25 protein-coding genes and 2 pseudogenes are annotated in these 25808 nt (G+C 64.3%); 7 read left to right on the top strand and 20 right to left on the bottom strand.

Annotated elements, in window-relative coordinates:
* Positions 1 to 36: 36 nt before the first annotated feature.
* Together AC629_RS05925 and AC629_RS05920 are read left to right on the top strand one after the other, a co-directional pair.
* A complete protein-coding gene (locus AC629_RS05925) occupies positions 37 to 1242 on the top strand; it encodes an amidohydrolase family protein (protein ID WP_084803816.1) in 1206 nt (401 codons plus the stop codon).
* A 157-nt stretch (positions 1243 to 1399) separates the two neighbouring features.
* The gene (locus AC629_RS05920) at positions 1400 to 1726 is read left to right on the top strand and encodes a hypothetical protein (protein ID WP_084803841.1); all 327 of its coding nucleotides are present in this window, start codon (positions 1400 to 1402) and stop codon (positions 1724 to 1726) included.
* Here the strand turns inward: AC629_RS05920 and AC629_RS05915 are convergent.
* The 8 genes and pseudogenes from AC629_RS05915 to AC629_RS05880 all read right to left on the bottom strand — a co-directional run bounded on the left by AC629_RS05915 (position 1716) and on the right by AC629_RS05880 (position 8971).
* Positions 1716 to 2633, bottom strand: coding sequence for a DUF1932 domain-containing protein (locus AC629_RS05915; protein ID WP_168195403.1), 918 nt, complete (start codon positions 2631 to 2633; stop codon positions 1716 to 1718). The genes AC629_RS05920 and AC629_RS05915 overlap by 11 nt on opposite strands.
* Complete coding sequence (locus tag AC629_RS05910; protein ID WP_084803814.1) at positions 2630 to 3499, bottom strand: substrate-binding domain-containing protein; 870 nt, start codon at positions 3497 to 3499, stop codon at positions 2630 to 2632. The genes AC629_RS05915 and AC629_RS05910 overlap by 4 nt, the downstream gene beginning before the upstream one ends.
* Positions 3500 to 3584: 85 nt before the next feature.
* The gene (locus tag AC629_RS05905; protein WP_084803813.1) at positions 3585 to 4268 is read right to left on the bottom strand and encodes a 4-carboxy-4-hydroxy-2-oxoadipate aldolase/oxaloacetate decarboxylase; all 684 of its coding nucleotides are present in this window, start codon (positions 4266 to 4268) and stop codon (positions 3585 to 3587) included.
* Positions 4265 to 4979 (bottom strand): annotated as a pseudogene (locus AC629_RS05900) (PIG-L deacetylase family protein). Before AC629_RS05900 ends, AC629_RS05905 begins: the two are co-directional and overlap by 4 nt.
* Before the next feature lie 68 nt (positions 4980 to 5047).
* A complete protein-coding gene (gene dctA / locus AC629_RS05895; RefSeq protein ID WP_084803812.1) occupies positions 5048 to 6346 on the bottom strand; it encodes a C4-dicarboxylate transporter DctA in 1299 nt (432 codons plus the stop codon).
* A complete protein-coding gene (locus AC629_RS05890; protein ID WP_084803811.1) occupies positions 6343 to 7227 on the bottom strand; it encodes an amidohydrolase family protein in 885 nt (294 codons plus the stop codon). Before AC629_RS05890 ends, dctA begins: the two co-directional genes overlap by 4 nt.
* Complete coding sequence (locus AC629_RS05885) at positions 7227 to 8186, bottom strand: amidohydrolase family protein (RefSeq protein ID WP_084803810.1); 960 nt, start codon at positions 8184 to 8186, stop codon at positions 7227 to 7229. Before AC629_RS05885 ends, AC629_RS05890 begins: the two co-directional genes overlap by 1 nt.
* Positions 8187 to 8260: 74 nt before the next feature.
* Positions 8261 to 8971 carry a TetR/AcrR family transcriptional regulator gene (locus tag AC629_RS05880; protein WP_084803809.1) on the bottom strand — a complete coding sequence of 237 codons (711 nt, stop codon included), beginning with the start codon at positions 8969 to 8971 and terminating at the stop codon, positions 8261 to 8263.
* A gap of 115 nt (positions 8972 to 9086) precedes the next feature.
* Between AC629_RS05880 and AC629_RS05875 the strand changes: the two genes are divergently transcribed.
* The 4 genes from AC629_RS05875 (at position 9087) to AC629_RS05860 (ending at position 13332) form a co-directional block, all read left to right on the top strand.
* A complete protein-coding gene (locus AC629_RS05875) occupies positions 9087 to 10064 on the top strand; it encodes a tripartite tricarboxylate transporter substrate binding protein (RefSeq protein ID WP_084803808.1) in 978 nt (325 codons plus the stop codon).
* A gap of 7 nt (positions 10065 to 10071) precedes the next feature.
* The gene (locus tag AC629_RS05870) at positions 10072 to 10878 is read left to right on the top strand and encodes an ABC transporter substrate-binding protein (protein ID WP_084803807.1); all 807 of its coding nucleotides are present in this window, start codon (positions 10072 to 10074) and stop codon (positions 10876 to 10878) included.
* A 191-nt stretch (positions 10879 to 11069) separates the two neighbouring features.
* Complete coding sequence (locus tag AC629_RS05865; RefSeq protein ID WP_084803806.1) at positions 11070 to 11993, top strand: PepSY domain-containing protein; 924 nt, start codon at positions 11070 to 11072, stop codon at positions 11991 to 11993.
* A gap of 73 nt (positions 11994 to 12066) precedes the next feature.
* Complete coding sequence (locus tag AC629_RS05860; RefSeq protein WP_084803805.1) at positions 12067 to 13332, top strand: DUF763 domain-containing protein; 1266 nt, start codon at positions 12067 to 12069, stop codon at positions 13330 to 13332.
* A 22-nt stretch (positions 13333 to 13354) separates the two neighbouring features.
* On the opposite strand, the gene AC629_RS05855 is transcribed toward AC629_RS05860, so the two are convergent.
* From AC629_RS05855 to AC629_RS05840, 4 genes and pseudogenes are all read right to left on the bottom strand, one after another.
* Positions 13355 to 13588: a hypothetical protein gene (locus AC629_RS05855; RefSeq protein WP_084803804.1), complete on the bottom strand. Its 234-nt coding sequence runs from the start codon at positions 13586 to 13588 to the stop codon at positions 13355 to 13357.
* Positions 13589 to 13681: 93 nt separating this feature from the next.
* Positions 13682 to 14550: pseudogene (locus AC629_RS05850) on the bottom strand (cytochrome P450).
* 80 nt (positions 14551 to 14630) lie between these two features.
* Positions 14631 to 14957: a hypothetical protein gene (locus AC629_RS05845; RefSeq protein ID WP_084803803.1), complete on the bottom strand. Its 327-nt coding sequence runs from the start codon at positions 14955 to 14957 to the stop codon at positions 14631 to 14633.
* Positions 14958 to 15063: 106 nt separating this feature from the next.
* Positions 15064 to 15837, bottom strand: a complete 774-nt coding sequence (locus AC629_RS05840; protein ID WP_084803802.1) for a ferredoxin--NADP reductase — start codon at positions 15835 to 15837, stop codon at positions 15064 to 15066.
* Positions 15838 to 15993: 156 nt separating this feature from the next.
* On the opposite strand from AC629_RS05840, the gene AC629_RS05835 reads away from it, so the two are divergent.
* A complete protein-coding gene (locus AC629_RS05835) occupies positions 15994 to 17190 on the top strand; it encodes an amidohydrolase family protein (RefSeq protein ID WP_084803801.1) in 1197 nt (398 codons plus the stop codon).
* A 119-nt stretch (positions 17191 to 17309) separates the two neighbouring features.
* Here AC629_RS05835 and AC629_RS05830 read toward each other — a convergent pair whose 3' ends face one another.
* The 8 genes from AC629_RS05830 to AC629_RS05795 all read right to left on the bottom strand — a co-directional run bounded on the left by AC629_RS05830 (position 17310) and on the right by AC629_RS05795 (position 25658).
* Positions 17310 to 17765 (bottom strand): MarR family winged helix-turn-helix transcriptional regulator, encoded by a 456-nt coding sequence (locus AC629_RS05830; RefSeq protein WP_074119246.1) that lies wholly within the window; start codon positions 17763 to 17765, stop codon positions 17310 to 17312.
* Positions 17766 to 17779: 14 nt separating this feature from the next.
* The gene (locus tag AC629_RS05825) at positions 17780 to 18484 is read right to left on the bottom strand and encodes an ABC transporter ATP-binding protein (protein WP_084803800.1); all 705 of its coding nucleotides are present in this window, start codon (positions 18482 to 18484) and stop codon (positions 17780 to 17782) included.
* On the bottom strand, positions 18481 to 19272 hold the full coding sequence (locus AC629_RS05820) for an ABC transporter ATP-binding protein (protein ID WP_084803799.1): 792 nt from the start codon (positions 19270 to 19272) through the stop codon (positions 18481 to 18483). The genes AC629_RS05825 and AC629_RS05820 overlap by 4 nt, the downstream gene beginning before the upstream one ends.
* Entirely contained in the window at positions 19269 to 21158 is a 1890-nt protein-coding gene (locus AC629_RS05815) for an ABC transporter permease (protein WP_084803798.1), read from the bottom strand. Before AC629_RS05815 ends, AC629_RS05820 begins: the two co-directional genes overlap by 4 nt.
* Before the next feature lie 252 nt (positions 21159 to 21410).
* Positions 21411 to 22613: an ABC transporter substrate-binding protein gene (locus AC629_RS05810; RefSeq protein WP_084803797.1), complete on the bottom strand. Its 1203-nt coding sequence runs from the start codon at positions 22611 to 22613 to the stop codon at positions 21411 to 21413.
* An 80-nt stretch (positions 22614 to 22693) separates the two neighbouring features.
* Positions 22694 to 23278: an amino acid synthesis family protein gene (locus tag AC629_RS05805; protein ID WP_084803796.1), complete on the bottom strand. Its 585-nt coding sequence runs from the start codon at positions 23276 to 23278 to the stop codon at positions 22694 to 22696.
* Between the two features lie 26 nt (positions 23279 to 23304).
* Positions 23305 to 24204 carry a UPF0280 family protein gene (locus AC629_RS05800; RefSeq protein ID WP_084803795.1) on the bottom strand — a complete coding sequence of 300 codons (900 nt, stop codon included), beginning with the start codon at positions 24202 to 24204 and terminating at the stop codon, positions 23305 to 23307.
* Positions 24201 to 25658 (bottom strand): 6-hydroxynicotinate reductase, encoded by a 1458-nt coding sequence (locus AC629_RS05795; protein ID WP_084803794.1) that lies wholly within the window; start codon positions 25656 to 25658, stop codon positions 24201 to 24203. Before AC629_RS05795 ends, AC629_RS05800 begins: the two co-directional genes overlap by 4 nt.
* Between the last annotated feature and the right edge of the window lie 150 nt (positions 25659 to 25808).

Genomic DNA, 25808 nt, shown 5'->3' with positions numbered 1-25808 from the left:
CAACTATCACCGCAAATCAACCGACGGAGGAACCAGATGGCGCTCGACACGATCTTCCTGAACGCGCGCTTCGACGGCGGGGCTCGCCATCACATCGCGGTCAAGGACGGCCGCATTGCCGCGATCCCGCCCGCTGACCAGCCGCCCAGCGGCGCCGAGACGATCGACCTCGGCGACGCGCTCGTCGTGCCCGGTTTCGTCGAAGGCCACATCCATCTCGACACCAGCTTTTATGGCGACGCCTGGCGTCCGCACAAGCCATGCACGAACGGGTTCAACGTGCATGAACGCGTCGCCTTCCAGGCCCAGAACATGGCCGAGGCCGCGCCGATGGATGTCCGTGCGCGCAATCAGCTCGATCTCTGCATCGGCCGTGGCAGCACGCAGATGCGCAGCCATGTCATGGTGGACGGCTCGGTCGGGCTGAAATCGCTCGAGACGATTTTGCGCGTGCGCGAGGAATACAAGGGGCTGATCGACATCCAGCTCGTCGCCTTTCCCCAGAGCGGCATCCTGTCGAGCCCGGGTACGCCGCAATTGCTGGACGAGGCCATCGGCCTTGGCGCCGATCTCGTCGGCGGGCTCGATCCCGCGAGCTTCGACCGCGACGTCGAAAAGCACCTCGACGTCGTGTTCGGAGTGGCCGGCAGGCACGGCGTCGACGTCGACATCCATCTGCACGACATGGGCACGCTGGGCGCCTTCGAGATCGAGCAGATCGCGGCACGCACGCGCGCGCTCGGCATGGAGGGCCATGTCGCCGTCAGCCATGCCTACGGGCTCGGCGATATCTCCATGGATCAGCTCAAGACGATCGCCGACATCCTGGCCCGCTCCGGCGTCGCGATCATGACGAATGCGCCGGGCGCCCGGCCCTTTCCGCCGATCCTGGTTCTGCGCAACGCCGGCGTCACCGTCTTCAGCGGCAACGACAACATCCGCGATTCCTGGTGGCCCTATGGCGACGGCGACATGCTGCGCCGGGCAACGACGCTCGGCTATCGCTCGGGCTTCAATATCGACGAAGAACTGCGTGTCGCGTTCGATGTCGTTACAGAGGCCGGCGCAAAGGCGCTGCGGCTCGAAGGCTACGGCCTGCGCGTCGGCGCCAAGGCCGATTTCGTGACGCTGAACGCGGAACATGTTCCTGAGGCCGTCGTCGCGGTCCCGCAGGGGCGTTCCGTCTATAAGAACGGCAAGCTCGTCGCTTCCAACGGTAAGATTGTCGGGAGACGCGGCTAATCATTGGGCCGCTCCCCTCCGATTTTACCGCTGTTCCTTCCCCACGTTCCGAGTCCGGTAGAATCCCGGACCGTAGCGGTGCGCATTGCACGACCGACCACCCGGGTCATACTGGGAGGCGCTCTGACCATCTGCGTTCAATTGGGGAAGTATGGATATGTTCAGCGCATTCAGCAGCATTGATTACCACTCCATTCGGGCCAAGACGCCCGCCGAGACGGCGGTCAAGCGACTGAACGGCATCGGCGAAGTTTTGTCAGGCCTCGATATATCGGCGATCCACACTCAGCACGACATGGCCCGCGCGCTCTGGACGCTCGATACCGCCGACAAGTGCATCCGCATGATCCTCACCGAATTCCGCACCGAGCGCGCCAAGGACCAGGTCGTCCGCGAGGCAAAACGCCTGATCGACTTGATCGCGCTCGCCCGCGACGAGATCTCGGGTTATCGAGACGACAGCACGTTCAACCTCACCGCTTGATCTTCGCCAGGATACGGTCCGCCTCGGTGCGCCAGTCGGCGCTGCGGGCGAACTCCTTCGTTCCTTTGGTGCCGAACAGGCCTTCGTCGGCGAGATCGGCCACCCAGGCCTGACGCTCGGCCGTGCCTTGCGCGGACCACGGCGTCAGCCCTGCCTCGCGCACGGTCTCGGCGACCTCGCGTACCTCTTCGGCACGGCGGCGGCCGTGCTCGATCACGCGCTGGAAGAAATAGGCGCCCTGCTTCTCCCAGTTGATGCCCGGGAACGTCTCCGCAAGTGAGGCCAGCACGGCATCCTCGACGCCATAGGCGCGCGCTGTGGTGAAGCTCTCGATGACCATGGCTTCCAGGCCCTTGATCATGATGCTGCGGCACATCTTCACCGCGGAGGACACACCGAGCTTGTCGCTCGCAACCTTCGCCGCAAATCCGATTGCGTTCAGAAGCGGCTCCAACTCCTTCGCGCCGGGACCGCCGAGCAGCAGCGGCACCTTGATGCGATAAGGCGGCACCGAGGTCATCACCGCACCCTCGACATAACGTCCGCCGGCCCCGTCGATCAGCGCGGCGGCGCGCTGCTTGGCACCAGGCGATGCCGAGTTGAAATCCAGGAACCAGGTACCCTGGTTCACCGCCGCGGCGCAGGCTTTTGCCACCGGCACGGCCTGGCTCGCCGTGACCGCGGAGACGATGAAATCGGACTTCGCGGTCAGCTCGGCGTGGGAGGCTGCAAGGCCGACGCCGAATTTCGCCACATGCTCCTTCAGCGGCGCGCCCTGCTCGGTTCCGAGCTTGATGTCAAAAGCGGCGACCTTGATGTCCTGCTGGCGCAGGTCCCCGGCCAAAATCCTGCCGACCTCGCCATAGCCAATCAACCCGATCTGCCACCGTTTCGGATCCGACATCAGTTCAGTCCTCGCGTCGTCTCATCGAACAGCTCCTCGACCGCATAGCGGCGCGGGATCAGCGCCTGCTGGAATGCGTAGTCGATAATCAACTCCAAAGGTTTCCTGTTCGCCTCGATCCCGAACGGGACGAGGTCCGGCGTTGCCGCAGGTCCAGCCTGCGACTTGTTTCGCTTGAGGAGATCATAGATGCCCGCAACCACGTCGGGATGCGATTTCGCGAGCTTCTCGGTCACGACCACGAGATGATTGACGGGCACGACACCGCGACGCGCATACCATTTCGCGGCTTCCGCGGCCGGATCAGGGAGTAGCGGCTTCAGCCGCGCATCGTTCGAGGTCTCGCCGAGGACGGCGTCGAGCTCGCCATCGAGCAGCATCTGCTGGATCTTCTTGTCCTTCGGCGCGCGCTCGGTGGTGTCGACATATTCGGCGACGTGCGGATCCTCGAAGGTGACCCAACGGATCTTGTCGAGATTGACGCCATAGTCGTTGGCGAGAATGCCCCTGATCCAGGCCCCCGTGGTCGTCGTGAACGAACGGATGCCGACGCGCCTACCTTCGAGATCGGACGGCCCAAGCGTTCCACTCTGGGGATTGTAGAGCGCATAGGAATGCTGGAAGCGGCCGAGCATGGTCGCCGGCAGCAGCACCAGCGGCTTACCGTGCGCCTTCGCCATCAAATAGGTGACGATCGCCATCTCGCAGACGTCGAAGGCCTGTTCGCGCACCATCGGCTTGAACGCGGTGTTGGTCGGCGCGTACTCGATGAAGTCCAGGTCGAAGCGGTCGGAGCGGAGCTCGCCGCTCTTCACAGCCTGGACATGGGGGTGACTGCCGAGCACGGCCTTAAGCTTCAGACGATCCATCCGCCCGCTCCGCTTCTCACGAGCATGATCCGGAAAAGTGCACTGCGGTTTTCCGAAAGAGATCATGCTCAAACAACATTTCGCTTTAGACATCCTCGGGATTGTCGACGTAGACGAGCCCGGCCTTCGCCAGCGCTTCGCGCATGCTGTACATGTCGAGGCCCAGTTCGCCCGAGGCCAGCCGCTTGCGCTTGCCACCTTCATCCGCGTTGCGCTTCTTCGCCTTCTCGGCGACTTCCGCGGCGTAGCGCTTCGGCACCACGACCACACCGTCATCATCGGCCACGACGATGTCGCCGGGATCGACGTTGACGCCGGCGCAAACGACGGGGACGTTGACCGAGCCGAGCGTGGCCTTGACCGTGCCCTTGGCCGAGACCGCGCGCGACCACACCGGGAAGTTCATCTCGTGCAACGCTTTGACGTCGCGGCAGCCGGCATCGATGATCAGCCCCTGCACGCCGCGGGCCTGGAGCGAGGTCGCGAGCAGCTCGCCGAACATGCCGTCGGTGTTGTCGGTCGTGCAGCCGACGACGAGAATGTCGCCCTTCTTGCACTGCTCGACGGCGACATGGATCATCCAGTTGTCGCCGGGCTGCGCCAGCACGGTGACGGCGGGACCGGCAATCGCCGCGCCCGGCCACACCGGCCGCAAATACGGCTTCATCAGGCCGACGCGGCCATAGGCCTCGTGAACCGTCGACACGCCATACTCCGCCATCCCGGCGGGATCGGCACGCTTGATGTTGCGAACGACGACCGGCTTCATGCGAGCACCTCCTCAACCGTCGGGAACAAGCGCTGATAGGCTTCGCCATAGGTCATGGGCACGCCGGTATTGCGGCTGCCCTGAATGCCGCGGTTGAGCGCGACGCGCTCGTAATAGCCCCATAGATGCTTCTGCGCGGCGAGGATCTGGAACGCCTCGTACTTCTCCTTCCACACCTCGTCGATATTAAGGATCAGGTTGGGCTTGTAGTTGCATTGCTCCGGCTGGTGCGGCTCGAACAGGAACACCGGCGGCGCGGAGTATTTGTACTGCGCGCCGGGCTTGTGGCCCATGGCCTGCGCGACGACGCGGGTCTCCTGCGCGAAATGCGCCGCGTTGGGATGGTCGAAATTATAGGGGTCTTCCAGCGCGTGCGTCAGCACGAAGCTCGGATTGAGCTCGCGGTAGATATCGACCATGCGATCGAAATGCGCCTCGTTGAGCTTCAGTGGATAGTCGCCGCAGTCGAAGAACTCGATCTCCGCCCCCCAGCAGCTTTGCGGCCCGCTCCGCCTCGTCCTTGCGGCCGGCCTTGACCGATTCCAGCGTCGCGCCCTTTTCCTTCCAGGCGAACTGGCTCTCGCCGCGCTCGCCGAAAGACATGCAGACGATCTTCATGCGAAAACCCTTCTTCGCATGCAGCGCGATGGCGCCGCCGGCGCGCCAGACGAAATCGCCCGGATGGGCGGTAATCACGAGACCTGTTTTCATGGGACAAACTCCCCTCTTTCATTCGTAAGCATCATCGGCTGCCTGCGTCATGCAGGAAGCCGGTTCATTCAAGCCGCGGCGGCGGGTTCCTCGCCGTCGAGCACGCGCTTCAGGCGCTCGCTATCGAGCGCACCTTCCCATTTGGTAATCGCGATGGTCGCCACCGCGTTCCCGATCAGATTTGTTGGCGTCAGCCCCTGCGACATCAGGCGGTGGATGCCGAGCACGAGCGCGACGCTCGTCACCGGAATGGATCCGGTGGCCGACAGCGTTGCCGCCAGCACAACGAAGGCAGCGCCCGCGATTCCCGCCGCGCCCTTGGAGGTCACGAGCAGGATCAGCAGCAGCTCGATCTGCTCGGCAAGCCCGAACGGCGTGTTGGTCGCCTGCGCCAGGAACACCGAGGCAGCTGCCAGGTAAAGGCAGGTGCCATCGAGATTGAAGGAATAGCCGGTCGGGATCACGAGCCCAACCACGCTGCGCTCGCAGCCCGCCTTCTCCAGCTTGGTCAGCATCCGCGGCAACACCGTCTCGGACGACGTCGTGGCGATGCAGATCAACAGCTCTTCCCAGATGTAGCGGATCAGCTTGACCAGCGAGAAGCCGCACAGCCGCGCCACCGGACCGAGCGCGACGATGATGAAGATCACACAGGTCAGATAGAAGCCGCCCAGAAGCTTGCCGAGCGAGGCCAGCGAGCCCACGCCGAACTTGCCGACCGTAAACGCGATGGCGCCGAATGCGCCGATTGGTGCCGCCCACATCACGAAGCCGACAACGGCGAACACCATCTTGGCGGCGATGTCGATCAGATTAACCAGCGGCGCCGCGCGCTCACCGAGCTGCACCAGTGCAAAGCCGCACAGCACCGAAATGAACAGCACCTGCAGGATGTTGCCTTCGGCAAAGGCGCCGATGAACGTCGCGGGCACGATGTTCATCAGGAACGGCACGAAGCCGATGGCGCCGGTCTGCTTGACATAGGGCTCAACTGCGCTGGCATTGATGCTGGCAGGATCGATGTTCATGCCCACCCCGGGCTTGAGCACATTCACCGCGATGAGACCGATGATCAGCGCGATCGTGGTCATGATCTCGAAATAGACGATCGCCTTCACCGCGACGCGCCCGACACGCGCCATGTCGGCCATATGGGCGATGCCATGGACGACGGTGCAGAAGATGATCGGCGCGATCAACATCCGGATCGCCTTGATGAAGGCATCCCCGAGCGGCTGCATCTTGGCGCCAGCCTCGGGACTAGCGATCCCAAGCGCGATGCCGGCCGCCATGGCGATGAGCACCTGGATCCAGAGCTCCTTCCACCAGGCGCGGCCGCGCGGCTTGTCGATCGCAAGCGCTGTCATACGTCGAACCCAAACAGGCGCGCGGGATTGTCGACGAGAATCTTCTGCTGGAATTCCACCTCCGGCGCGAACAGCGGGATCAGGTCGACGAGGTCGCCGTCGTTCGGCATCACCTTGACGTTGGGATGCGGCCAGTCGGTGCCCCAGATGACGCGGTCGACCGCGGTCTCGACGATCTTTCGCGCGAATGGCACCGCATCGGTGAAGGGCGGGCCGCTAGAAGACACCCGCTCCGAGCCGCAGATCTTGACCCAGCACTTCTCGTCGCGCTGCATCAGCTCGATCAGTATCCTGAATGGAAGCTGATCGAGCCCGTCGGAAGCCTTCACCCGTCCCATATGGTCGATGGTGTAGCTCAGCGGCAGTCTTGCCAGCATGTCGGCATATTCCGGCAGGTCGATCGCATCGAAATGCAGGTCGATGTGCCAGCCGAGCGGAGCGACCATCGCAATGACGCGATTGAACACGCTCTTGTCAGGGACGCCGCCGAGATGGCGGACGAAATTGAAACGGCAGCCGCGGAAGCCGCCCTCATGCAGCACGCGAAGCTCACGTTCAGTGATGGTGTCGTCGATATTGGCAACCGCACGGTAGGTGCCGTTACTCTGCGCGATGGCATCGAGCGCCACCGTGTTGTCGATGCCGTGCACGCTGGCATTGACGATGACGGCACGCTCGACACCGAGCTTGGCATGCAGTGCGCGGAAATCCTCGAGCGGCGCGTCCGGCGGCGTATAGGAGCGATCAGGCGCGTAAGGGTATTTCGCGCCGGGCCCGAAGATATGGCAATGCGCGTCGCAGGACCGTTTTGGCAGCTTGAATTTCGGCGTGCGCGTGTTCGGATCGGGCGGCGGAATGGTCGGCGTGTACATCATTGTCATCAGGTGAACTTGAACAGCCGCGCCGGATTGTCGACCAGCAGCTTCTGCCGAACCGCGCTATCTGCCGCGTAGAGGGGGATCAGGTCGACGATCTCGCCGTCATTAGGCATGATCTTGACGTTGGGATGCGGCCAATCGGTACCCCAGATGACACGGTCGGGCGCATTGTCGATCAGCGCTTTCGCAAACGGCACGGCGTCGTGGAACGGCTTACCGCCGGCAGAAGCGCGCTCCAGGCCGGTGATCTTGACCCAGCACTTCTCGTCCTTCTTCTGCAGGTCGAGCAAGGCGGTGAAGCCGGGATCGTCGAGCCCCTTCCTCGCTTGCACCGTGCCCATGTGGTCGATCACGTAGGGCGTCGGCAGCGCGGTCAGGATGGGCGCGAATTCGGCGATCGTGCCCGGCTCGAAATAGACGTCGATATGCCAGCCGAGTTCGGCGACACGGTGCACGATGCGCTGGAACTTGGTCATGTCGCCGACGCCGCCGAGGCGCTTGAGAAAGGCGAAGCGGCAGCCGCAGATGCCGCCCTTGTCGAGCGCCGCCAGCTCCTTCTCGGTCATCTCGTCACTGACGTTGGCGATACCCTTATAGGCGCCCTCGCTCTGGGCGATGGCATCGGTGACGACACGATTGTCGGTGCCGTGCACGGTGGCATTGACGATCACGCAGCGTTCGACGCCGATCTTCTCATGCAGGCTGCGGAACGTCTCCAGCGGCGCATCAGCCGTGTTGTAGGGCCGCTTCTCGGCGAAGGGATAGCGGGACGCCGGCCCGAAGATGTGGGTATGGCTGTCGCAGGACTTCGGCGGCAGCTTGAACGACGGCGGCTTTGGATTTGCGTCCGGCGGCGCGATCGTCGGTATCGCCTTCGGCTCGGCTCCTTGCGCGCGCGCTTCGCCCGCGAGCGCCGCGCCGGCCAGTCCGGTCAAAAGATGCAAGCACTCGCGCCTGTTCATTTCCTCGTCACCCAGTCACATGGCCCGCTTGCGAGCGGAAGCGCGAGGTCGCGTCTTCTCTCGGGCAGTTTCTTTCAAGTCTTGCTGCTTGCAACAGCCCGCCGCCGTGCCGGCGCGGCCTGATCCAGCGCCGGAGCCTGGAACGCTGCGACGGTGGCCTGCACCAACTGCTCGATGGCGCTGGCGGCATCGTTGCCGTCGGCCTCACCGCGCGACAGGCGCGAGACGCGATCCGGCGTCACCAGCGAGTAATAGAGCGCGCCGAGCAGGAAGTGGCTGCGCCAGACGATGTCGGTGCGGGGAATGTGCGGCAGGCTCTCGTGGACCGCATCGATGAAGGCGTGGCTGGTGTCGTCGAAGGTCTGCGCGATGATGCGACGCGCGACCTCGTTGCCCTCCGCCGACATCACGGCGCGCAGCCGCGTGAAGCGCGCCCCGCCACCAGTGAGATCACTGCCCGAGGTGAAGGCCGGCACGATATAGGCCCGCACGATCGCTTCCAGCCGGTCCTGCAGATCGCGCACGCGCCTGGCGGCCGCGAGCAGCTCGGAACGCCGCAGGTTCATGGGCCCGCAATGGCGCCGGTAGATCTCCAGCAGCAGGCCGTCCTTGGTCTTGAAATGATAGGTCACACTGCCCGGATTGGCCCCGGCCGCCTGCGCGATATCGCGCACCGACACGGCATTGAAACCGTTGGTGGCGAATAACTCCTCGGCCGCGGCGAGGATCGCCTCGCGCATGTTCGGCTTGCGGGCCGTTTCCTTGCTGGTGGGCTTGCGTACCATGTGATTTGTACTATCGTACAAAAGATCAGGTCTCGTCAACAAAAACCATGGGCAACGTACGGGGCGGCTCAGAGACAGCTGCCGGCGCGCAAATGCCCTGAAGGAGTGCTGGAAAATGCTGGGTTTGAACAAGAAGATCGGGCGTCTCGTGCTCGGCGCCGGCCTGCTGCTGGCGGGCGGCGCCGCGCAGGCTGACAACTACCCCAGCAAGCCGGTCCACATCCTCGTGCCCTATGCGGCCGGCGGCGCGGTCGACGTGCTGGCGCGCACACTGGGCCAGGCGCTGGCGAAGACCTGGGGGCAGCAGCCCGTGATCGATAACCGTCCCGGCGCCGGCGGCATCGTTGCCTCGCAGGCGCTGACGCAGGCCGCGCCGGACGGCTACACGCTGATCCTGGTCGCGAGCGGCCACCCGCTCAATCAGTTCATCTATCCGAGCGTGCCCTATGACACGTTCAAGGATTTCACCGCGATATCAGAGGTCGCCTCCTCTCCGCTCGCGATCGTGGTGGCGAAGGACAGTCCCTACAAGACGCTCGGCGACCTCTTGGCAGCAGCAAAGAAAGAGCCGGACAAGCTCTCCTACGGCATGTCCGGCAACGGCACCTCGGCGCATCTCGCCGGCGAGTTGTTGAAACACATGTCCGGCACCAAGATCGTCGCGATCCCCTACAAGGGCGGCGCACCGGCGCTGACCGCCGTGATCGCCGGCGAGATCCCGCTGAGCATCAATCCGCTCGCGGAAGCGATCGGCCAGCTCGAGGGCGGTCCGGTGCGCGCGCTCGCGGTAACCTCGGCCGAACGCTCCAAGGCGCTGCCCAATGTCCCGACGGTCGCCGAGTCCGGTGTATCAGGCTATGACGTCTCGGTCTGGTGGGGCGTGCTTGGTCCGGCCAAGATGCCGCCAGAGATCGTGGCGAAGCTCGAAGCCGATTTGAAGGCGGCGCTGCAGGACCCGGGAGTGCTGTCGACGCTCGGCAAGATCGGCGCAGCCCCGGTCGGCTCCTCCGCGAAGGATTTTGACGCCTACATGCATGCCGAGGCAACCAAGTGGGAGCCGGTGCTGAAGGCCGCCGACATCCGCGCGCAGTGAGGCTCACATGAGGACCTTTTCTCATCGCGGGCGCCTTGCGCTTACCGCCCTGCTCGCGATTGCAGTCGTCAGCCTGCTCGGCGCGCCGGCGCGAGCCGACGGCGAAGCAAAGCTTCTGGCGCCGAGCGGCAGCTTGCGCGTCGGCATCTATCCAGGCAGCCCGACCTCGATGGTATCAGACGCGGCCGGCAAGCCGCACGGCCTGAGCTACGATCTCGGCGCCGAGCTGGCAAAACGGCTCGGCGTCGGCGTCGACTATGTCAGGTTTCAGCGTGTTGCCGACATCGTCAGCGCGATCCACGACGGCCAGGTCGACTTCACCGTGACCAATGCCACGCCGGCTCGCGCGAACGAGGTCAGCTTCAGCCAGCCCGTGCTGACGATCGAGCTCGGCTATCTCGTTCCGGCGAACTCGCCGATCGGCAAGGCCGAGGATATCGACAAGCCCGGCGTGAAGATCGGTGTCACCAAAGGCTCGACCTCCGAACGCACGCTGCCAACAAAATTCAAGAACGCGACCATCGTTCCCGCCGAAAGCGTCAAGGTCGCCATCGGCATGTTCGGCCGCGGCGAGATCGATCTTTACGCCACCAACAAGCCAACGCTGTTCGAGATGTCCGACCAGATGCCGGGCGCAAAAATCCTCGACGGAAATTGGGGCGCCGAGCACATGGCCATTGCCATCCCCAAGGGACGCGAGGATGCGCTTCCCCTGCTCAACCGCTTCGTGACGGAAGAGCAGTCCTCCGGCGCACTGGACACGATCCAGCAGCAGGCGGGCCTGCGCGGCGCGACCAAGCCGACGCGCGAATGACGCTCAACTCGCCGCCTGCTCCGCGGGTCCGCCAGACGATCTCCGGCGAAGGTGCGAACGATTAGCATTCGCTAGCATCGCTGCGAACTGACTCCATTTGCTGCAAGTCAATGCGGGCAACATGGACAAAGCGTCATTTGTCTTCGGCGTTGCGTTGGGCAACCAAAGCCTGAGATTGCCGGAGACCGAGAATGAGCAAGCCCGTCTTGTTGACACTTCATCGTTGGATCACGCTGGCCTTCGCCCTGCCCCTACTCGCGATCATCGCCACTGGATTGATTCTTTCCTTTGAGCCCCTGGTGCAGGTCAGCGGCATTGGCGGTCCGGCGATCGACTCCGGACGCATCGTCGATCTGGTGAAACGGTATGATCCGGACGGCAAGGCGCGCGGGCTTGCGATCAATGCCGGTGAGCAGCGGATGACGCTGCAAGGCGCCGGCACCCCGGCGATCGACCTCGCATCAGGCGAACCCGCCGCCGCCAGCTCCCGCCTCCCTGATCTCTTCCTGTGGGCGCGGTTCACGCATGAACGGTTGCTCGGCCAGGCCTGGCTGGTGACGAGCTCGACCATCGCCATGGTATCTCTGATGGTGCTCGGCATTCTCATGGGGCTGCCCCGGCTGCGCAACTCGCTCTCAGGATGGCACAAGGGCACCGCATGGTTTGCGCTGCCGCTGATCCTCCTCTGCCCGCTGACCGGACTGTGCATGGCGTTCGGCCTGACATTCCAGGGCGGGGCCGCTCCAGCCGGCGGCGGGCGTCCTCTCCCCCTACCCGACGCGGTTCGCATGGTCGCGGCCTCCCATGACCTGTCGCACGTGATTTCGATCGGCGCGCGGGGCGGCCGCATGATGGCGCGGATTTACGAAGGCGGAGAACTGCGCGCCTACGCCGTCAATTCATCGGGCGTCGCACCGCTGCCGCGCAACTGGCCGCGCCTGGTCCACGAAGGAAACTGGTCGGCCGTGATCGCCTCGCCGCTTAACGTCGTGACGTCAATCGCACTCCTGACGTTGCTGTCGACCGGTCTCCTGATCTGGGCGCGGCGAAAGCTGCGCAAGCCGCGATCGCGCCCCGATCGGCAAATCGGTGCGGCCGTGGTCACCGCCGGCTGATCGCGTCCCGCGCCGTGCACGGCGGCACTCGACTGATGCAACCGTCGCCCGACTGCGCTAATTTGAAGCGGTCATGACTCGACGTACCGGCAGCGCCGATCTTCCTCTCCACACCGGGCGGGTTCCGCCATGGCTTGCGAGCCGCATGGCCTCGCTCGGCGCGATCGTCACGCAGGCGATCGTGCATCATTACGGGCGCGACGCATTCCTCCAGCGTCTCTCTCATCCGTTCTGGTTCCAGTCGTTCGGCGCCGTGATGGGCATGGACTGGCACTCCTCGGGCATCACGACCTCCGTGATCGGGGCGTTGAAGCGCGGGCTCGGACCGCTGCAGGACGAACTCGGCATCTATGTCTGCGGCGGACGCGGTCAGCATTCGCGCAAGACGCCGGACGAGCTGTTTCAGCTTGGCGACCGCGTCGGATTTGACGGCGCAAAGCTCACCCGCGCCAGCCGCCTGGTGGCAAAGGTCGACAGTGCCGCGGTCCAGGACGGGTTTGATCTTTATCTGCACGGCTTCTTCGTCACCGCGGACGGGAAATGGACCGTGGTGCAACAAGGCATGAATGGCGACAAAAGGCAGGCGCGCCGCTATCACTGGCATTCAGAGGCGCTGAAGAGTTTTGTCGATGCGCCGCACAGTGCCATCGACGGCCCGCAGCAAGGCGAGATCGTCAATCTCACGGACCATCGCGCCGACGTCTCGCGCACCGCGCAGCTCGAGCTCTTGAGCGATCTTGGCCCCGATCGCATCGTCTCTGAATTCGAGCGGCTCACCGGGACTGCCCCCGAACCCGCGCAAGAACCGGCACAAGGCTTGCTGCCGCATCTGATCATGCCTGCGCATCATGATGTCAGGCCCAAGGACGTGTTCGCGCGCCGCCTGCATGGCACGCTGGCCGCCGCGGCCGAGCGTGGCCCGGTCGACTTCCCGGAGCTGTTGCTGACGCCGGGCGTCGGCGCGCGCACCGTGCGCTCGCTCGCAATGGTGGCCGAGGTCGTGCACGGTGCGCCCTATCGCTTCAGGGATCCGGCGCGCTTCTCGCTCGCCCATGGCGGCAAGGACCGGCATCCCTACCCCGTTCCGATCAAGGTCTATGATGAAACCATTCGCGTCCTGAAGGGCGCGGTCCAGAATGCAAAACTCGGGCGCGAGGAAGAAATGCAGGCACTCAAGCGGCTCGATGATCAGGCGCGGCGGCTGGAACGGAGCGCGCGCGGGCCATCTGTCGACGCCTTCATCGCGACCGAGCGTGCTGCGTCACCGGATCTCGACGGCCGCTCCGTGTTCGGCTGGGAGCGCGACCTCGTCGCTTCCAGGAAGTCGACCGGCTCCTGAGGCCGTTGCTTAGCGCAATCGCTTATTCCTCGGCTTCCTCATCGTCGGTCAGCCTGTTGGCCGAATGATCCTGATACTGCTCGGTCTGGATGAATTTTCCGTCCATGCCGCGAATGTCGGAATGCTGGGCCTTGTCGCGGTTCGACAGGATCATGTTATCGCCGATCTTGTCCTTGGGAATGTCCGTCAGCGCTCCGCTCCCTGCGCCCTTGCCGTGCGCGCCTGAACCGATATGCGTCTTGCCTCCATGGGGCATGGATCCCTCCATCGCTTGTTGTCCGCATTCGGCCAACGCTTGCACCGACGGATTTGTTTCGCGGTTGCACGAGGGAACGCCTGCCACGTTCGCCTAACTGACCAGCAACTGCTCGACCTCGGAACTCGTCTGGCGCCTTTCGCCGGCATCGGCCGTGACAGGGAGTTTCTCGATCGCGCGAAGGCCCGGCCGCTTGCGCCAGTGAACCTGCGATGGATCGACGGCGAGACCAAGCCGCGGCCATCGCACGAACAGCGCTTCCAGCGCGCAGGCTTCCTCGATGCGCGCGAGCTGATGGCCGAGGCAGAAATGGATACCCGTCCCGAAGGACATGTGACGGTTCGGCTTGCGTTCGAGATCGAGGCTCCCGGGACGATCATGCATCGCCGGATCCATGTTCGCGGCGGCAAGCATCACCATGACGCGATCACCCTTCTTCAGCTGCACGACATCGTGTTGGCCCAGGCGATGAACCTCGGACGATCGGCCTGAGGCAGGCCCAGGAGCTCGGAGATCACCGCGAGCGGCAGGATGCGCGCGTAGCGCTCGACCAGATCGGCCGGGCTTCCGCTCGCAAAAAGCTCGTCAGCGAGATCGTCGGCGATGGCCCGGATGCGGGGCTCCATCGCGACGATCGCACGGCGACGAAAGGCCTCGTCCACGATGCTGCGCAGCCTCGTGTGATCCGGCTCGTCCATCGTCAGCATGTTGTTGGCGATGGTTTTGACGTATCTCGGCATCCACCAGCGCAGACCCGCGACGTCGCCATCCTCCTTGCGCAGCGTGAAGGTGGTGCTGTCTTTCAGGACCTCTGCTGTCGCGTCATGGGTCGTTGTAACCCAGACGTCGCCGACGAGAGGAAATCGCGTCGCAACGACGGGGCCGGACATGCGCAACGTCGCGATCGCCTTGGGCGGATCGCGAAAGAAGGCCTCGCTGGTGAAATCGAGGCGCGGTGTCATGGGATCACCGGAGTGGTTGTTGGCGTCTCACGCAGATGGTGCTCGACGCGGCCCGCGCAAGGGGGCCGAGCGCGACGAGTCTACCCGCGTCCCGGCGAGCGTTGGCCGGTCTTGCGCTGCTGCTGGTTGGTATAGGCGTCCCAATGACTCCAGCTGCCATTGCTGAGGCTTTGCAGATCGGTGGCGAGCGGACGGCGCGTGCGCTTGTCGTAATCGGCGATCGCGCGCTCGGACTGCGCGATCTTGTGCTTGAGTTCCGCAATCGTCTTCTGGGTGTCGCCGTTCCGCTTCGATGAGGCAATCTCGCCCATCGTGAAGCGCGCGGTCTCGAGCGCCTTCAACTCGGCGCGGTTCTTCTTCAACTGGACCCGGTGCCAGGCGATGTTGCTGTCGCTGTCCGCAACCATGTGGGAACTCCGTTGATTCGTTCCCATATAGTATCAAGCACCGAATCGGCGTCGCAACGCCCGCGCGGCGGCAAAAATGCGGCCTTATTGCGCGAAAGTTCCTGACTTAGCGCTCGGCAAAGGCCTTTTCGACCACGAACTGGGCCGGCTCACCATGGCTGCCCTCGACGAAGCCGCGCTCGGTCAGGAGCACACGGGTGTCCGTAACCAGCGCCGGGCTGCCGCAGATCATGACGCGGTCGTGGGCTGCTTCCAGCGCCGGCAGGCCGATATCGGCAAACAGCTTCCCGGAGGTGATGAGGTCGGTGATGCGGCCGCGGTTGCGGAAGGGATCGCGGGTCACCGTCGGATAGTAGATGAGCTGATTGCGGATGTAGTCGCCGATCAGTTCGTCTTTCGGCAGCGTCTCGGTGATCATCTCGCCATAGGCGAGCTCCTTGACGTGACGGCAGCCGTGCAGCAGCACGACCTTCTCGAAGCGCTCGTAGGTTTCGGGGTCCTTGATCACGCTCAGGAACGGCGCGAGGCCCGTGCCGGTACCGATGAGGTAGAGGTTGCGCCCCTCTTCCAGGTTGTCGATGACCAGCGTACCGGTGGCCTTGCGGCTGACGATGATCTCGTCGCCTTCCTTCAGGTGCTGCAGGCGCGAGGTCAGCGGGCCGTCCGGCACCTTGATCGAGAAGAACTCCAGCGTGTCCTCGTAGTTGGCGCTGGCGACGCTGTAGGCCCGCAGCAAGGGCTTCTCGCCGACCTTGAGCCCGATCATGGTGAATTCGCCGTTGCGGAAGCGGAAGGTCGGGCTGCGCGTGGTCTTGAAAGAGAACAGCGTGTCGGTCCAGTGGTGGACGCTCAAAACGCTTTCCTGATTGAAATTGCTCATCTCACCTTCCTTGTCGCGTCGTTAGCGGTTCTGAGGCGGTCAGCTATGCGTCGTTTGTACACGATCATTCGTATACTAATGAATAATCCTGCTTGATCCCGCGGTCAAGGCTGCCCAAGATCGCGAGCGTTGCAGTTAGGAATAAGGAGCCCTTCCATGGCGAATGACGCACCCCAGGCCACCGGACCTTCGAAGCTCGTGATCCGCAATATCGGCCTGATCCTGTCCGGCGCCCTGGAAAAGCCGATCCTGGACGGCGACACCATCGTCGCAGAGAACGGCAAGATCACCGCGATCGGCCGCTTCAAGGACGTCAACACGGAAGGCGCGACCACCATCGTGGATGCTCACGGCACCACGGTGGCACCGGGCCTGATCGACAGCCACGTCCACCCTGTCGCCGGCGACTGGACGCCGCGGCAGAACCAGATCAACTGGATCGACAGCTACCTCCATGGCGGCGTCACCACCATGATCTCCGCCGGCGAAGTCCACATGCCCGGCCGTCCCCGCGACGTCGTCGGCCTGAAGGCAATGGCGGTGTTCGCCCAGCGCGCGTTCTGGACCTTGCGTCCGGGCGGCGTGAAGGTTCACGCCGGCGCGCCGGTGATCGAATGCGAGATGGTCGAAGAGGACTTCAAGGAGATGGCCGCCAACGGCGTCAAGCTGCTCGGCGAAGTCGGCCTCGGCGGCGTCAAGGACGGTCCGACCGCGCGGAAGATGGTCGGCTGGGCCCGCAAATATGGCATCCAGAGCACGATTCACACCGGCGGCCCGTCGATCCCCGGCTCCGGCCTGATCGACAAGGACGTGGTGCTCGAGGCCGACACCGACGTGGTCGGTCACATCAATGGCGGCCACACCGCGCTCCCCGACGACCAGATCCGTTGCATCTGCGAGGGCTGCAAACGCGGCCTCGAGCTCGTGCACAACGGCAATGAGCGCTCGGCCCTGTTCACCCTGCGCACCGCACGCGAGATGGGCGATTTGCACCGCGTCATCCTCGGCACCGACGCGCCCGCCGGCTCCGGCGTGCAACCGCTCGGTATCCTGCGCATGGTCTCGATGCTGTCCTCGCTCGGCGAGCTACCGGCCGAGATTGCGTTCTGCCTTGCCACCGGCAACACCGCGCGGATGCGGCAGCTCGACTGCGGCCTGATCGAGGTCGGCCGCTCCGCCGATTTCGTCATCATGGACCAGGCTCAGCACTCGCCCGGCAAGAACATTTTGGAGAGCGTCCAGCTCGGCGACCTCCCCGGCATCGGCATGACCATCATCGACGGCATCGTGCGCACCCAGCGCAGCCGCAACACGCCACCGGCAGGGAAAGTGCCGGAGGTAGTAGGGAAGTAGACGCCATATACACAGTCGTCATTCCGGGATGCGCCGTTAGGCGCAGGCCCGGAATCCATAACCCCCGCTCGTGGTTATGGATTCCGGGCTCGCGACTTCGTCGCGCCCCGGAATGACGTTCACCGCAACTTGTTCAACAGCGCCATCAGCATCTCGCGCTCCTTGGCGTCGAGCGGCGCAAGTGTTTCGCGGGTGATCGCGAGCGCATTCGGCGCCAGCTTTTCCGCAAGCTGCTGACCGGCACGCGTGAGACTCACCAGCAGGCGTCGTCCGTCCTCTGGGTCCTGGCTCGTCTCGGTCAGGCCGCGCGCCGTCAGCCGGTCGATCACGCCCTTGATGGTAGCGACGTCCATCGCCGTGAGCCGTCCGAGCTGGTTCTGCGAGCACGGCCCGGTCTCGGCGAGCTTTGACAGCGCCGCCCATTGGGTCGGCGTCAGGTTGATGCCGATATCGCGCGAGAAGATCGAACTGTGGCGCTGCCAGACCTGGCGCAGGATGAATCCGACCTGCTCGTCGAGCACGTAGGACGACTTGACCGGCTTGACGCCCTTCTTCACCGCGACAGTTCTCGCCATCTGCTCCCCGCCCCTCACAACGACAGATGCGCGTCGCGGATGTCCGGGCGCGCATCGAGCTCGGCCATCGTCCCGCCAAAGCAGATGCGGCCGCGTTCGATGATGTAGGCGCGATCGGAGATCAGCCGCGCGAAGTGCAAATTCTGCTCGGAGACGACGATGCTGACGCCTTCCTTCTTCATGGTCAGGATGGCATCGACCATCTGTTCCACGATCTTAGGCGACAGCCCTTCCGAGGGCTCGTCCAGCAGCACCAGTGACGGATTGCCCATCAGCGTGCGCGCGATCGTCAGCATCTGCTGCTCGCCGCCGCTCATGCGCCCACCCGGACGGTTTTTCATCTCGCCCAGGTTCGGAAACAGCGCGAACAGTTTTTCGCGCGTCCAGTATGGCGCGTTCGGACGCTTCGGCTGGCGGCCGACTTCAAGATTCTCCTCAACGGTCAGGTCGGTGAAGATGCGCCTTTCCTCCGGCACATAGCCGAGCCCTTCCCGCACGATCTCGTGCGTCGGCCGCAGCGAGACGTCCTTGCCCTCGAACATGATCCGGCCCGAGCGCTGCGCGACGAGGCCGACGATCGAGCGGAACGTCGTCGATTTGCCGGCGCCGTTGCGCCCCAACAGCGCTACCACTTCGCCTTCGCCGACCTCGAAACCGATGTCGAACAGGATATGCGCGGGGCCATAATGGCTGTTGAGCCCCTCGACCGTCAGCTTCATGACGAGGCTCCCTCGCGGTGGCGGGCATCGTAGACGAGGCCTTCGCCGAGATAGACCGCCTGCACCTGCGGATTGCCGCGCACCTCGGCCGGCGAGCCCTCGGCGATCAGCGTGCCGCGGTTGAGCACAATGATGCGGTCGGCATGCTCGAACACGACATCCATATCGTGCTCGGTGAAGAGCACGCCGATCGACTTCTCCCGCGCGATTCTCGCGGTGAGCCGCATCAGATCGACGCGCTCGCGCGGCGCCATGCCGGCGGTCGGCTCGTCCATCAGCAGCAGCTTTGGCTCGTTGGCGAGCGCCACGGCGAGCTCGAGCCGCTTCAGGTCGCCATAGGCAAGCTCGCCGCAGGGGCGATCCGCGTAGCCGCCCATGCCGACGAGCTCGAGCAGCCGCCCCGCCTCGCCACGATCGAAGTTCGGAGCCGAGCCCCAGAGACTGAACAGCTGCTTCTCATGGGAGATCAGCGCGACCTGCACGTTCTCGCGCACGGTCATGGTGGCGAACGTCGCGGTGATCTGGAAAGTGCGTCCGACCCCGAGCCGCCAGATCTCACGCGGCTTCTTGCCGGTGGTCGCCTCGCCGAGCAGACGGACGTGGCCGGAGTCCGGCCGGTTCTGGCCGTTGAGCATGTCGAAGCAGGTGCTCTTGCCGGCGCCATTCGGGCCGATCAGCGCCAGGATCTCTCCGGCGCGCAGCGAGAACGAGACGCCGCGCACGGCATGAATGCCGCCATAGGATTTGGTCAGGCCTTCGACCGCGAGAAGTGGGGTTGCAACGCTCATTCGGCGGACTCGATCGGCTTGGCAAGCAGGGAGGATCCCGGCGGCGATGCCTTCCTGCGGCGCTGCGCCAGCATCTCCAGCATGCCGACGATGCCCTTGGGAAGGACGACGACGATCAGAACGATGAAGCCGCCGAGCACGAGTTTCGACAGATCGGTCTGGCTGACCAGCCAGATGTTGAGCGCCTTGTAGACGATGGCGCCGACCACCCCGCCCGACACCGTCTCGACACCGCCGAGCAGCACCATGACCAGCGCATCGACCGAGAGCGAGATGCCGAGATTGTCCGGGAAGACGCTGCCCTTGAGATAGGCGAACAGCGCACCGCCGATACCGGCCGTCGTCCCTGCGATCACGAAGGCGGTCCACTGGATGCGCTTGGCGTTGATGCCAACCGCCTCGCTGCGCAAGACGGAGTCACGTGTCGCCCGGAGCGCGTAACCGAACGGCGAGAACACCGCGACCCGCAGCGCGATCGTCACCAGAGCCGTAACGCCGAGCGCCAGCCAATAGAAATGTGACGGGCTCGCCGCCCATTTTTCCGGCCAGATGCCGAGAATGCCGTTGTCGCCGCCGGTCACGCTCACCCATTGGAACGCGATCGACCAGACGATTTGCGCAAAGGCGAGCGTCAGCATCGCAAAATAGACACCCGAGAGCTGCACGGCGAAGAAGCCGAACACGGCCGCGCCCATGCAGCCCAGCAGTGGTCCGAGCAGAAGGCAGACGATCATCGGCAGCCCCGCCATCTTGGCGAGGAAGGCGACACCGTAGGCACCGAGGCCGAAATAGGCGGCGTGGCCGAAGGACGCCAGTCCGCCGACCGACATCAGGAAGTGCAGGCTGACGGCAAAGATCACGAAAATCGCGATCTCCGAGCCGACGGTCAGCGCGTAATTGCCGGCGAACAGCGGCAGCATCGCCGCGACGATCAGCGCTGCGAGCGCGGCCAGTCGCTCGTTCGACGTCAGCGGCCGCCAGGGGTTGACGGTGAGACCGGGCGTCTTGCGCGCGGCCGCCTCCGGCTTGCCGAACAGGCCCCAGGGCCGCACGATCAGCACCACCGCCATCACCAGGAAGACCAGGATGATGGAGATCTTCGGAAAGATCAGGATGCCGAAGGCGTTCAGCTCGGACACCAGCACCGCCGCGACGAAGGCACCGACGATGCTGCCGAGGCCGCCGATCACGACCACGACGAAGACTTCGACGATGATGCGCAGGTCCATGGCATGGTGCACGGCATCGCGCGGGATCTGGAGCGCGCCGCCGAGTGCGGCGAGGAAGACGCCGACGGCGAACACAGACGTGAATAGCCATTTCTGATTGACGCCGAGCGCCGCGACCATGTCGCGGTCCTGCGTCGCTGCGCGCACCAGGACGCCCCAGCGCGTGCGCTGGAACAGCAGCCAGAGAATGCCGAGCACGACCGGCCCGAGCACGATCAGGAACAAATCATAGCTCGGAATGTTCTGGCCGAAGAAATCGACCGCGCCCTTGAAGCCCGGCGCGCGGCGGCCGACGAGATCGTCGGGACCCCAGATCAGAACCACGAGATCCTCGACCATCAAGGTCAGGCCGAACGTGCCGAGCAGCTGGAACAGTTCGGGCGCGTGGTAGATGCGCCGGAGCAGCACCATCTCGACGATTACGCCGATCAGCGCCACCGCAAGCGCGGCCATAACGACCCCGCCCCAGAAGCCGAACGCGCCGGAGAAACGCTCCGTCAGCGTGAAGGCGATGTAAGCGCCGATCATGTAGAAGGCGCCATGCGCGAAGTTCACGATCCGCGTCACGCCAAAAATGATCGACAGGCCCGATGCGACCAGGAACAGCGACGCTGCGCTGGCGAGACCGGTCAGAAACTGTACGACGTAAAAGGCCATCGGCGGTCCGGGTTGGAAGTGCGCGCCAGATCGTGCGGCACGTCAGGTCTCGGTTCACCTCGCCCCGCTTGCGGGGAGAGGTCGAATTGCGAAGCAATTCGGGTGAGGGGGAGTCTCCGCGAACTCGGTGGTCACCTCCCTCGCGGAGACTCCCCCTCACCAAAGCCGATGCTGCGCATCGGCATTCTTCAGGACGGCGGACAGAGGCCGCCTATGCCCTCTCCCCGCAAGCGGGGCGAGGGAGAAGGCAGATCAGTCCCTCGGACGCAGCTTTTCGACTTCCGCGTCGCTTGGCAGATAGTCCGAGCCCTTCTTGTAGGTGGAGTCCACCATCACGCCCTTGCCGTCCTTCTGCGCGGTCTTGCCAAGATAGGCGCCGAGCGTCGACTGATGGTCGATCTTTCGGAAGGTGATCTCGCCGAACGGCGATGGCATCGAGAGACCTTCGGCCGCCGCGATCATCTTGTCGGTATCGGTCGAGCCGGCCTTGGCGATGATCGCCGCTGCCGCCTTGATGGTCTGGTACCCGACGATCGAGCCGAGGCGCGGATAGTCGTTGTACTTGGCCTGGTAGGCCTTCAGGAACGCCTCATGTTCGGGCGTCTTGATCGAGTACCAGGGGTAACCGGTGACGATCCAGCCCTCGGGCGTCTCGTCCTTGAGCGGATCGAGATATTCGGGCTCGCCAGTCAGGAACGACACGACCTCACGCCCCTTGAACAGGCCGCGGGTGTTGCCTTCGCGCACGAGCTTGACGAGATCCGGACCGAAGGTGACGTTGAGGATCGCTTCGGGATTGGCCGCGGCCACCGCCTGCACCACCGGGCCTGCGTCGATCTTGCCCTGCGGCGGCCACTGCTCGTCGACCCACTGGATGTCGGGGCGCTTCTCCGACATCAGCTTCTTGAACACCGCCACCGCGGACTGGCCGTATTCATAGTTCGGCGCGATCGTCGCCCAGCGTTTAGCCGGCAGCTTGGCGGCAGCTTCCACCAGCATCGCGGCCTGCATATAGTTGGAGGGCCGCAGGCGGAAGGTGTACTTGTTGCCCTTCGACCAGGTCACGGCGTCCGTCAGCGGCTCGGCCGCGAGGAAAAACACCTTCTTCTGGTTCGCGAAGTCGCTGACGGCGAGGCCAATGTTCGACAGGAACGTGCCCGTCAGCATGGCAACGCCCTCGCTGGAGACGAGCTCGTTGGCCGCGGTCTGCGCATCCGCCGGCTTGCCGCCGTCGTCCTTGGAGATGACGACGAGCTTCTTGCCGTTGATGCCGCCCGCCGCGTTGATCTCTTCGACAGCGAGCTGCCAGCCCTTGCGATAGGGCTCGGTGAAGGACGGCAGCAGCGAGTAGCTGTTGATCTCGCCGATCTTGATGTCCTGCGCCAGGGCCGAATGGGCCATGCCGCCAGCCAGAAGCGCAAAGGCCGCGCCGACAAAATAGTTTCTTGCTCGCATCCCAACCTCCAGTTTTGACTCTCTACGTCTCAAGCACGATCTTGATCGGAGAACTTGTGCCCATTTCTCCAGATCATGCCCTATCTCAAGCCGTCTTCGCCCTTGATCTCCGCAACCGTCAGCCCGCCGACGCGCGGCAACGGACGGCCACTATCGGTGACGGCGACTGCGACCATGATCTCGTTGGCGCGGGGTGCGTCGTTGATCTGCACCTCCATGCCGTCGAAATGACTGCGCACGAAGGCCGCGTCCTTGTGGCCGAGGGGAATGTCGAGCGTCGTGCCGGGACCGCTGCGCTTCTTCGACGACGGAATCAGCGCAGCGCCCTTGCTCAGCACCTTGCGAACCGGCGCGCCCATCTTTGGGTGGAGGATGGCGGCGGCATGTTCGAGCTCGCCGTTCTCGCCGACGGCCGCAGCCTTGCCGTAGCTCTGGGCCTTCGCGCCATCGATGCCGAGCGCCGCGACCGCGCGCTTCGACAGGAGCTCGCCGAGCTCCTCACCGATTGCGATCAGCGGCGAAAGGTCTTCGACATATTTTCCGGCAAAGGGATTTTCGATGACGGCAATTGCGGCCGCGCGCCGGGTCGGCGGCGACACCTGCCGGCCCATCTCCATCTGCGTCTCTTCGACGACGGTGACGATCTTGCGGATGATCGCGCTCATATTTGTTTCCTTAGGCTCTTCCCTGTTCAGGCATGAACCGCGTTCTCCAGCACTGGCGGGCGCGATCGTTGCCGTTCAATATCCTTTGTTCCGATGACAAGCAAATCACCACAAAGCTGCAACACGGCACCCTCGATCAGTCCTCGATCGAATAGTTGCCGTGCACAATCCGCGCCAGCTTCGAGCGCTGCCGCGATCTCGTTCTGCGACAATTCACCGACTTCGAGGGTGACGAGGCGCGCGCCGAGATCGCTATCAGGCTGAAGCTCATTCGCAGGGCGCCGTATGATCGCGGAATGTCCCGGCAGATCCACGGCATTGGCTATGATGGTGGCCGCCGCATCGGCCTGCGACGCAGTTGCGGCCAGCACCGTCACCGCGTCGGCAATCCCCAGGGAAAAGCTGCGGCCATGCCGACCGCTGGTCGCGATGCCGCGCGCAGCGTCATCCGCATCGACCTTCATCGTCCGCATCACGCCGGCGCGGTCGGGCCGGTCCATCAGGCCTATTGAAAAATGCTCACCCCGGCCAAGATGAAGGGCGATGTCGCCGCCATTGTTGACATAGGCCTGATCAAGCGTCGCAGCGTCCAACATCGCCCGGAGAATCTCCTCCGCCACGCTGCCGGCCACGGCAGCCATCGGCGTGATGAAGCAGTCGGTGGCATAGGGCGCCACCGCAGCATACATGCGGCGTGCGACAACGCCATTCAGCATGCACTTGGCGGGGGCCACCGCCTTGCGCAGTTCGGACAGTTCCGCGCAGAGCTCGTCGAGCAGCCCGGTGAAGCGACCCGCTGCCGCCTCATAGGCCGCACGCACGTCGTGGGTGCGCCCCCTCGCCTCCACGATCAGATCAATCGGCCCATCCTGCAAATGCAGCCGCCGGCCATCAGACAGCAATGCGATTTGCGGGAGCCTCGTCATGCCCGGGGTCCCGGAATCGGATTCTGCCAGGGCAGCTGGCGCACATCATCGCCACCCTTCACTTCGGACAGCGGCTTCACATAATCCATGTGCCCGCCGAGCGCGGCATAGTCGGACAGCTTCATCGTGAATTCGATCGGCGCGACCAGCGCCGGCGTCGGCACATAGCCGAACGCGCCGGCGGGCATCTGCGTCACATCGACCATGTAGGTGATGCCGCCGCCCGGCCAGACATAAACAGGCGCACCGCCGCTGGTGACGCGCGTCAGCGCGTCCTTCACCGAGCGCGTCAGCCGCACCGGATTGTCGGTGACGCCCGCGCGCAGCGAGCCGCCGGCACCAGCCATGAACAGCACCGTGCACAGCGCCGGCTCGCAATTCTCCTGGATGCGCTCGACCGAGAACTTCAGGTCATCAGGCATCTCGATCTCGACCGGCTTCAAGGCCTCGTCGAGCACATAGTATGATGAATGCTCGCCGGTCGTGGAGACCATCAGCATCGAGAGGCCGGCCCTGGCTTCCTTGGCGTCGAAGGGACCGAGAATCGAGAGCGGATCGGAGATGTTGGTGCCGCCCCACCCCGTGCCGGGATCGGCGACCTGGAAATAGCGGCCGGGCGTCGACCGCCGGCCCTTCATCTTGATGCCGGTGTCGGCGATATCGAGCAGCTTGCCGGCCTGGTGCTCGCTCAGCACGCCGGTGATGTGATCGTCGACCACCACGACCTCATCGACCTTGCCGTGCCACTGCTTCGCAAACATCCCGATCGTCGCCGAGCCGCAGCCGACACGCATGCGCTCTTCCCTGACACCGTTGACGATCGGCGGCTGGCCGGCCTGCACCACCACGCTTGCGCCGCCGTCGATGGTGAGCTCCACCGCCTTGCAATTGGCGAGATCCATCAGCGTGTCGCAGGTGACGCGGCCCTCCTTCTTGGAGCCGCCGGTGAGATGATGCACGCCGCCGAGCGACAGCATCTGCGAGCCGTATTCGCTGGTCGTGACGTGGCCGACCGCCTCGCCCTGCGCGCGGACGGTCGCAGTTTCGGGGCCGAGATAGCGGTCGGTGTCGATCTTCACCTTGATGCCGCAATAGGAGAATATGCCTTCAGTGACCACAGTCACCATGTCGACCCCGTCGACCTCCGCGGAGACGATGAACGGCGCCGGCTTGTAGTCGGGATAGGTCGTGCCCGCGCCGATCGCGGTCACGAACGTCGAGGGCTCGTGGACGATCTTGCCGTCCCAATCTTCGGTTCGGCTGAACGGGACGAGCTTGCCGCCATGCGAGACAGTGCGCTCCAGGATCACGTGCGGATCAACGCGAACGAGCTTGCCATCATGATTGGCATAGCGGTCGCAGGCGCCCGCCGCGCCCGGCTTGATGTAGCACATCACCGGACAGGCATCGCAGCGGATCTTGTCGATCGCGGCGCTCGTTATTTCCATCACCATGTCAAAGCCAGCGGACTTGCATTTATCATTCGTATACGAACGATGGTGCGCGCGCTCCCGATAGCTGTCAAGCGGCAGTGCGGCGCAAAAGATGCGACTGCCGCATAAAACCTCATTTGCCTATCCGCTCTGTCCACAAACAAGGCAGTC

The organism is Bradyrhizobium sp. NAS80.1 (assembly GCF_001908205.1).
Classification (GTDB): domain Bacteria; phylum Pseudomonadota; class Alphaproteobacteria; order Rhizobiales; family Xanthobacteraceae; genus Bradyrhizobium.
Note: the sequence above shows the minus strand (reverse complement) of the source record. Positions and strands in the feature narration are given on the sequence as shown.

Bases quoted from the DNA above. Each gene is read 5' to 3' on its own strand.
- AC629_RS05835 (WP_084803801.1), top strand. From the start codon at position 15,994: ATGGCGAATGACGCACCCCAGGCCACCGGACCTTCGAAGCTCGTGATC.
- AC629_RS05920 (WP_084803841.1), top strand. From the start codon at position 1,400: ATGTTCAGCGCATTCAGCAGCATTGATTACCACTCCATTCGGGCCAAG.
- AC629_RS05875 (WP_084803808.1), top strand. From the start codon at position 9,087: ATGCTGGGTTTGAACAAGAAGATCGGGCGTCTCGTGCTCGGCGCCGGC.
- AC629_RS05865 (WP_084803806.1), top strand. From the start codon at position 11,070: ATGAGCAAGCCCGTCTTGTTGACACTTCATCGTTGGATCACGCTGGCC.
- AC629_RS05795 (WP_084803794.1), bottom strand. From the start codon at position 25,658: ATGGTGATGGAAATAACGAGCGCCGCGATCGACAAGATCCGCTGCGAT.
- AC629_RS05840 (WP_084803802.1), bottom strand. From the start codon at position 15,837: ATGAGCAATTTCAATCAGGAAAGCGTTTTGAGCGTCCACCACTGGACC.
- AC629_RS05910 (WP_084803814.1), bottom strand. From the start codon at position 3,499: ATGGATCGTCTGAAGCTTAAGGCCGTGCTCGGCAGTCACCCCCATGTC.
- AC629_RS05820 (WP_084803799.1), bottom strand. From the start codon at position 19,272: ATGAGCGTTGCAACCCCACTTCTCGCGGTCGAAGGCCTGACCAAATCC.
- AC629_RS05905 (WP_084803813.1), bottom strand. From the start codon at position 4,268: ATGAAGCCGGTCGTCGTTCGCAACATCAAGCGTGCCGATCCCGCCGGG.
- AC629_RS05845 (WP_084803803.1), bottom strand. From the start codon at position 14,957: ATGGTTGCGGACAGCGACAGCAACATCGCCTGGCACCGGGTCCAGTTG.
- AC629_RS05870 (WP_084803807.1), top strand. From the start codon at position 10,072: ATGAGGACCTTTTCTCATCGCGGGCGCCTTGCGCTTACCGCCCTGCTC.
- AC629_RS05925 (WP_084803816.1), top strand. From the start codon at position 37: ATGGCGCTCGACACGATCTTCCTGAACGCGCGCTTCGACGGCGGGGCT.
- AC629_RS05805 (WP_084803796.1), bottom strand. From the start codon at position 23,278: ATGAGCGCGATCATCCGCAAGATCGTCACCGTCGTCGAAGAGACGCAG.
- AC629_RS05855 (WP_084803804.1), bottom strand. From the start codon at position 13,588: ATGCCCCATGGAGGCAAGACGCATATCGGTTCAGGCGCGCACGGCAAG.
- dctA (WP_084803812.1), bottom strand. From the start codon at position 6,346: ATGACAGCGCTTGCGATCGACAAGCCGCGCGGCCGCGCCTGGTGGAAG.
- AC629_RS05815 (WP_084803798.1), bottom strand. From the start codon at position 21,158: ATGGCCTTTTACGTCGTACAGTTTCTGACCGGTCTCGCCAGCGCAGCG.
- AC629_RS05825 (WP_084803800.1), bottom strand. From the start codon at position 18,484: ATGAAGCTGACGGTCGAGGGGCTCAACAGCCATTATGGCCCCGCGCAT.
- AC629_RS05885 (WP_084803810.1), bottom strand. From the start codon at position 8,186: ATGAACAGGCGCGAGTGCTTGCATCTTTTGACCGGACTGGCCGGCGCG.
- AC629_RS05800 (WP_084803795.1), bottom strand. From the start codon at position 24,204: ATGACGAGGCTCCCGCAAATCGCATTGCTGTCTGATGGCCGGCGGCTG.
- AC629_RS05830 (WP_074119246.1), bottom strand. From the start codon at position 17,765: ATGGCGAGAACTGTCGCGGTGAAGAAGGGCGTCAAGCCGGTCAAGTCG.
- AC629_RS05880 (WP_084803809.1), bottom strand. From the start codon at position 8,971: ATGGTACGCAAGCCCACCAGCAAGGAAACGGCCCGCAAGCCGAACATG.
- AC629_RS05810 (WP_084803797.1), bottom strand. From the start codon at position 22,613: ATGCGAGCAAGAAACTATTTTGTCGGCGCGGCCTTTGCGCTTCTGGCT.
- AC629_RS05890 (WP_084803811.1), bottom strand. From the start codon at position 7,227: ATGACAATGATGTACACGCCGACCATTCCGCCGCCCGATCCGAACACG.
- AC629_RS05860 (WP_084803805.1), top strand. From the start codon at position 12,067: ATGACTCGACGTACCGGCAGCGCCGATCTTCCTCTCCACACCGGGCGG.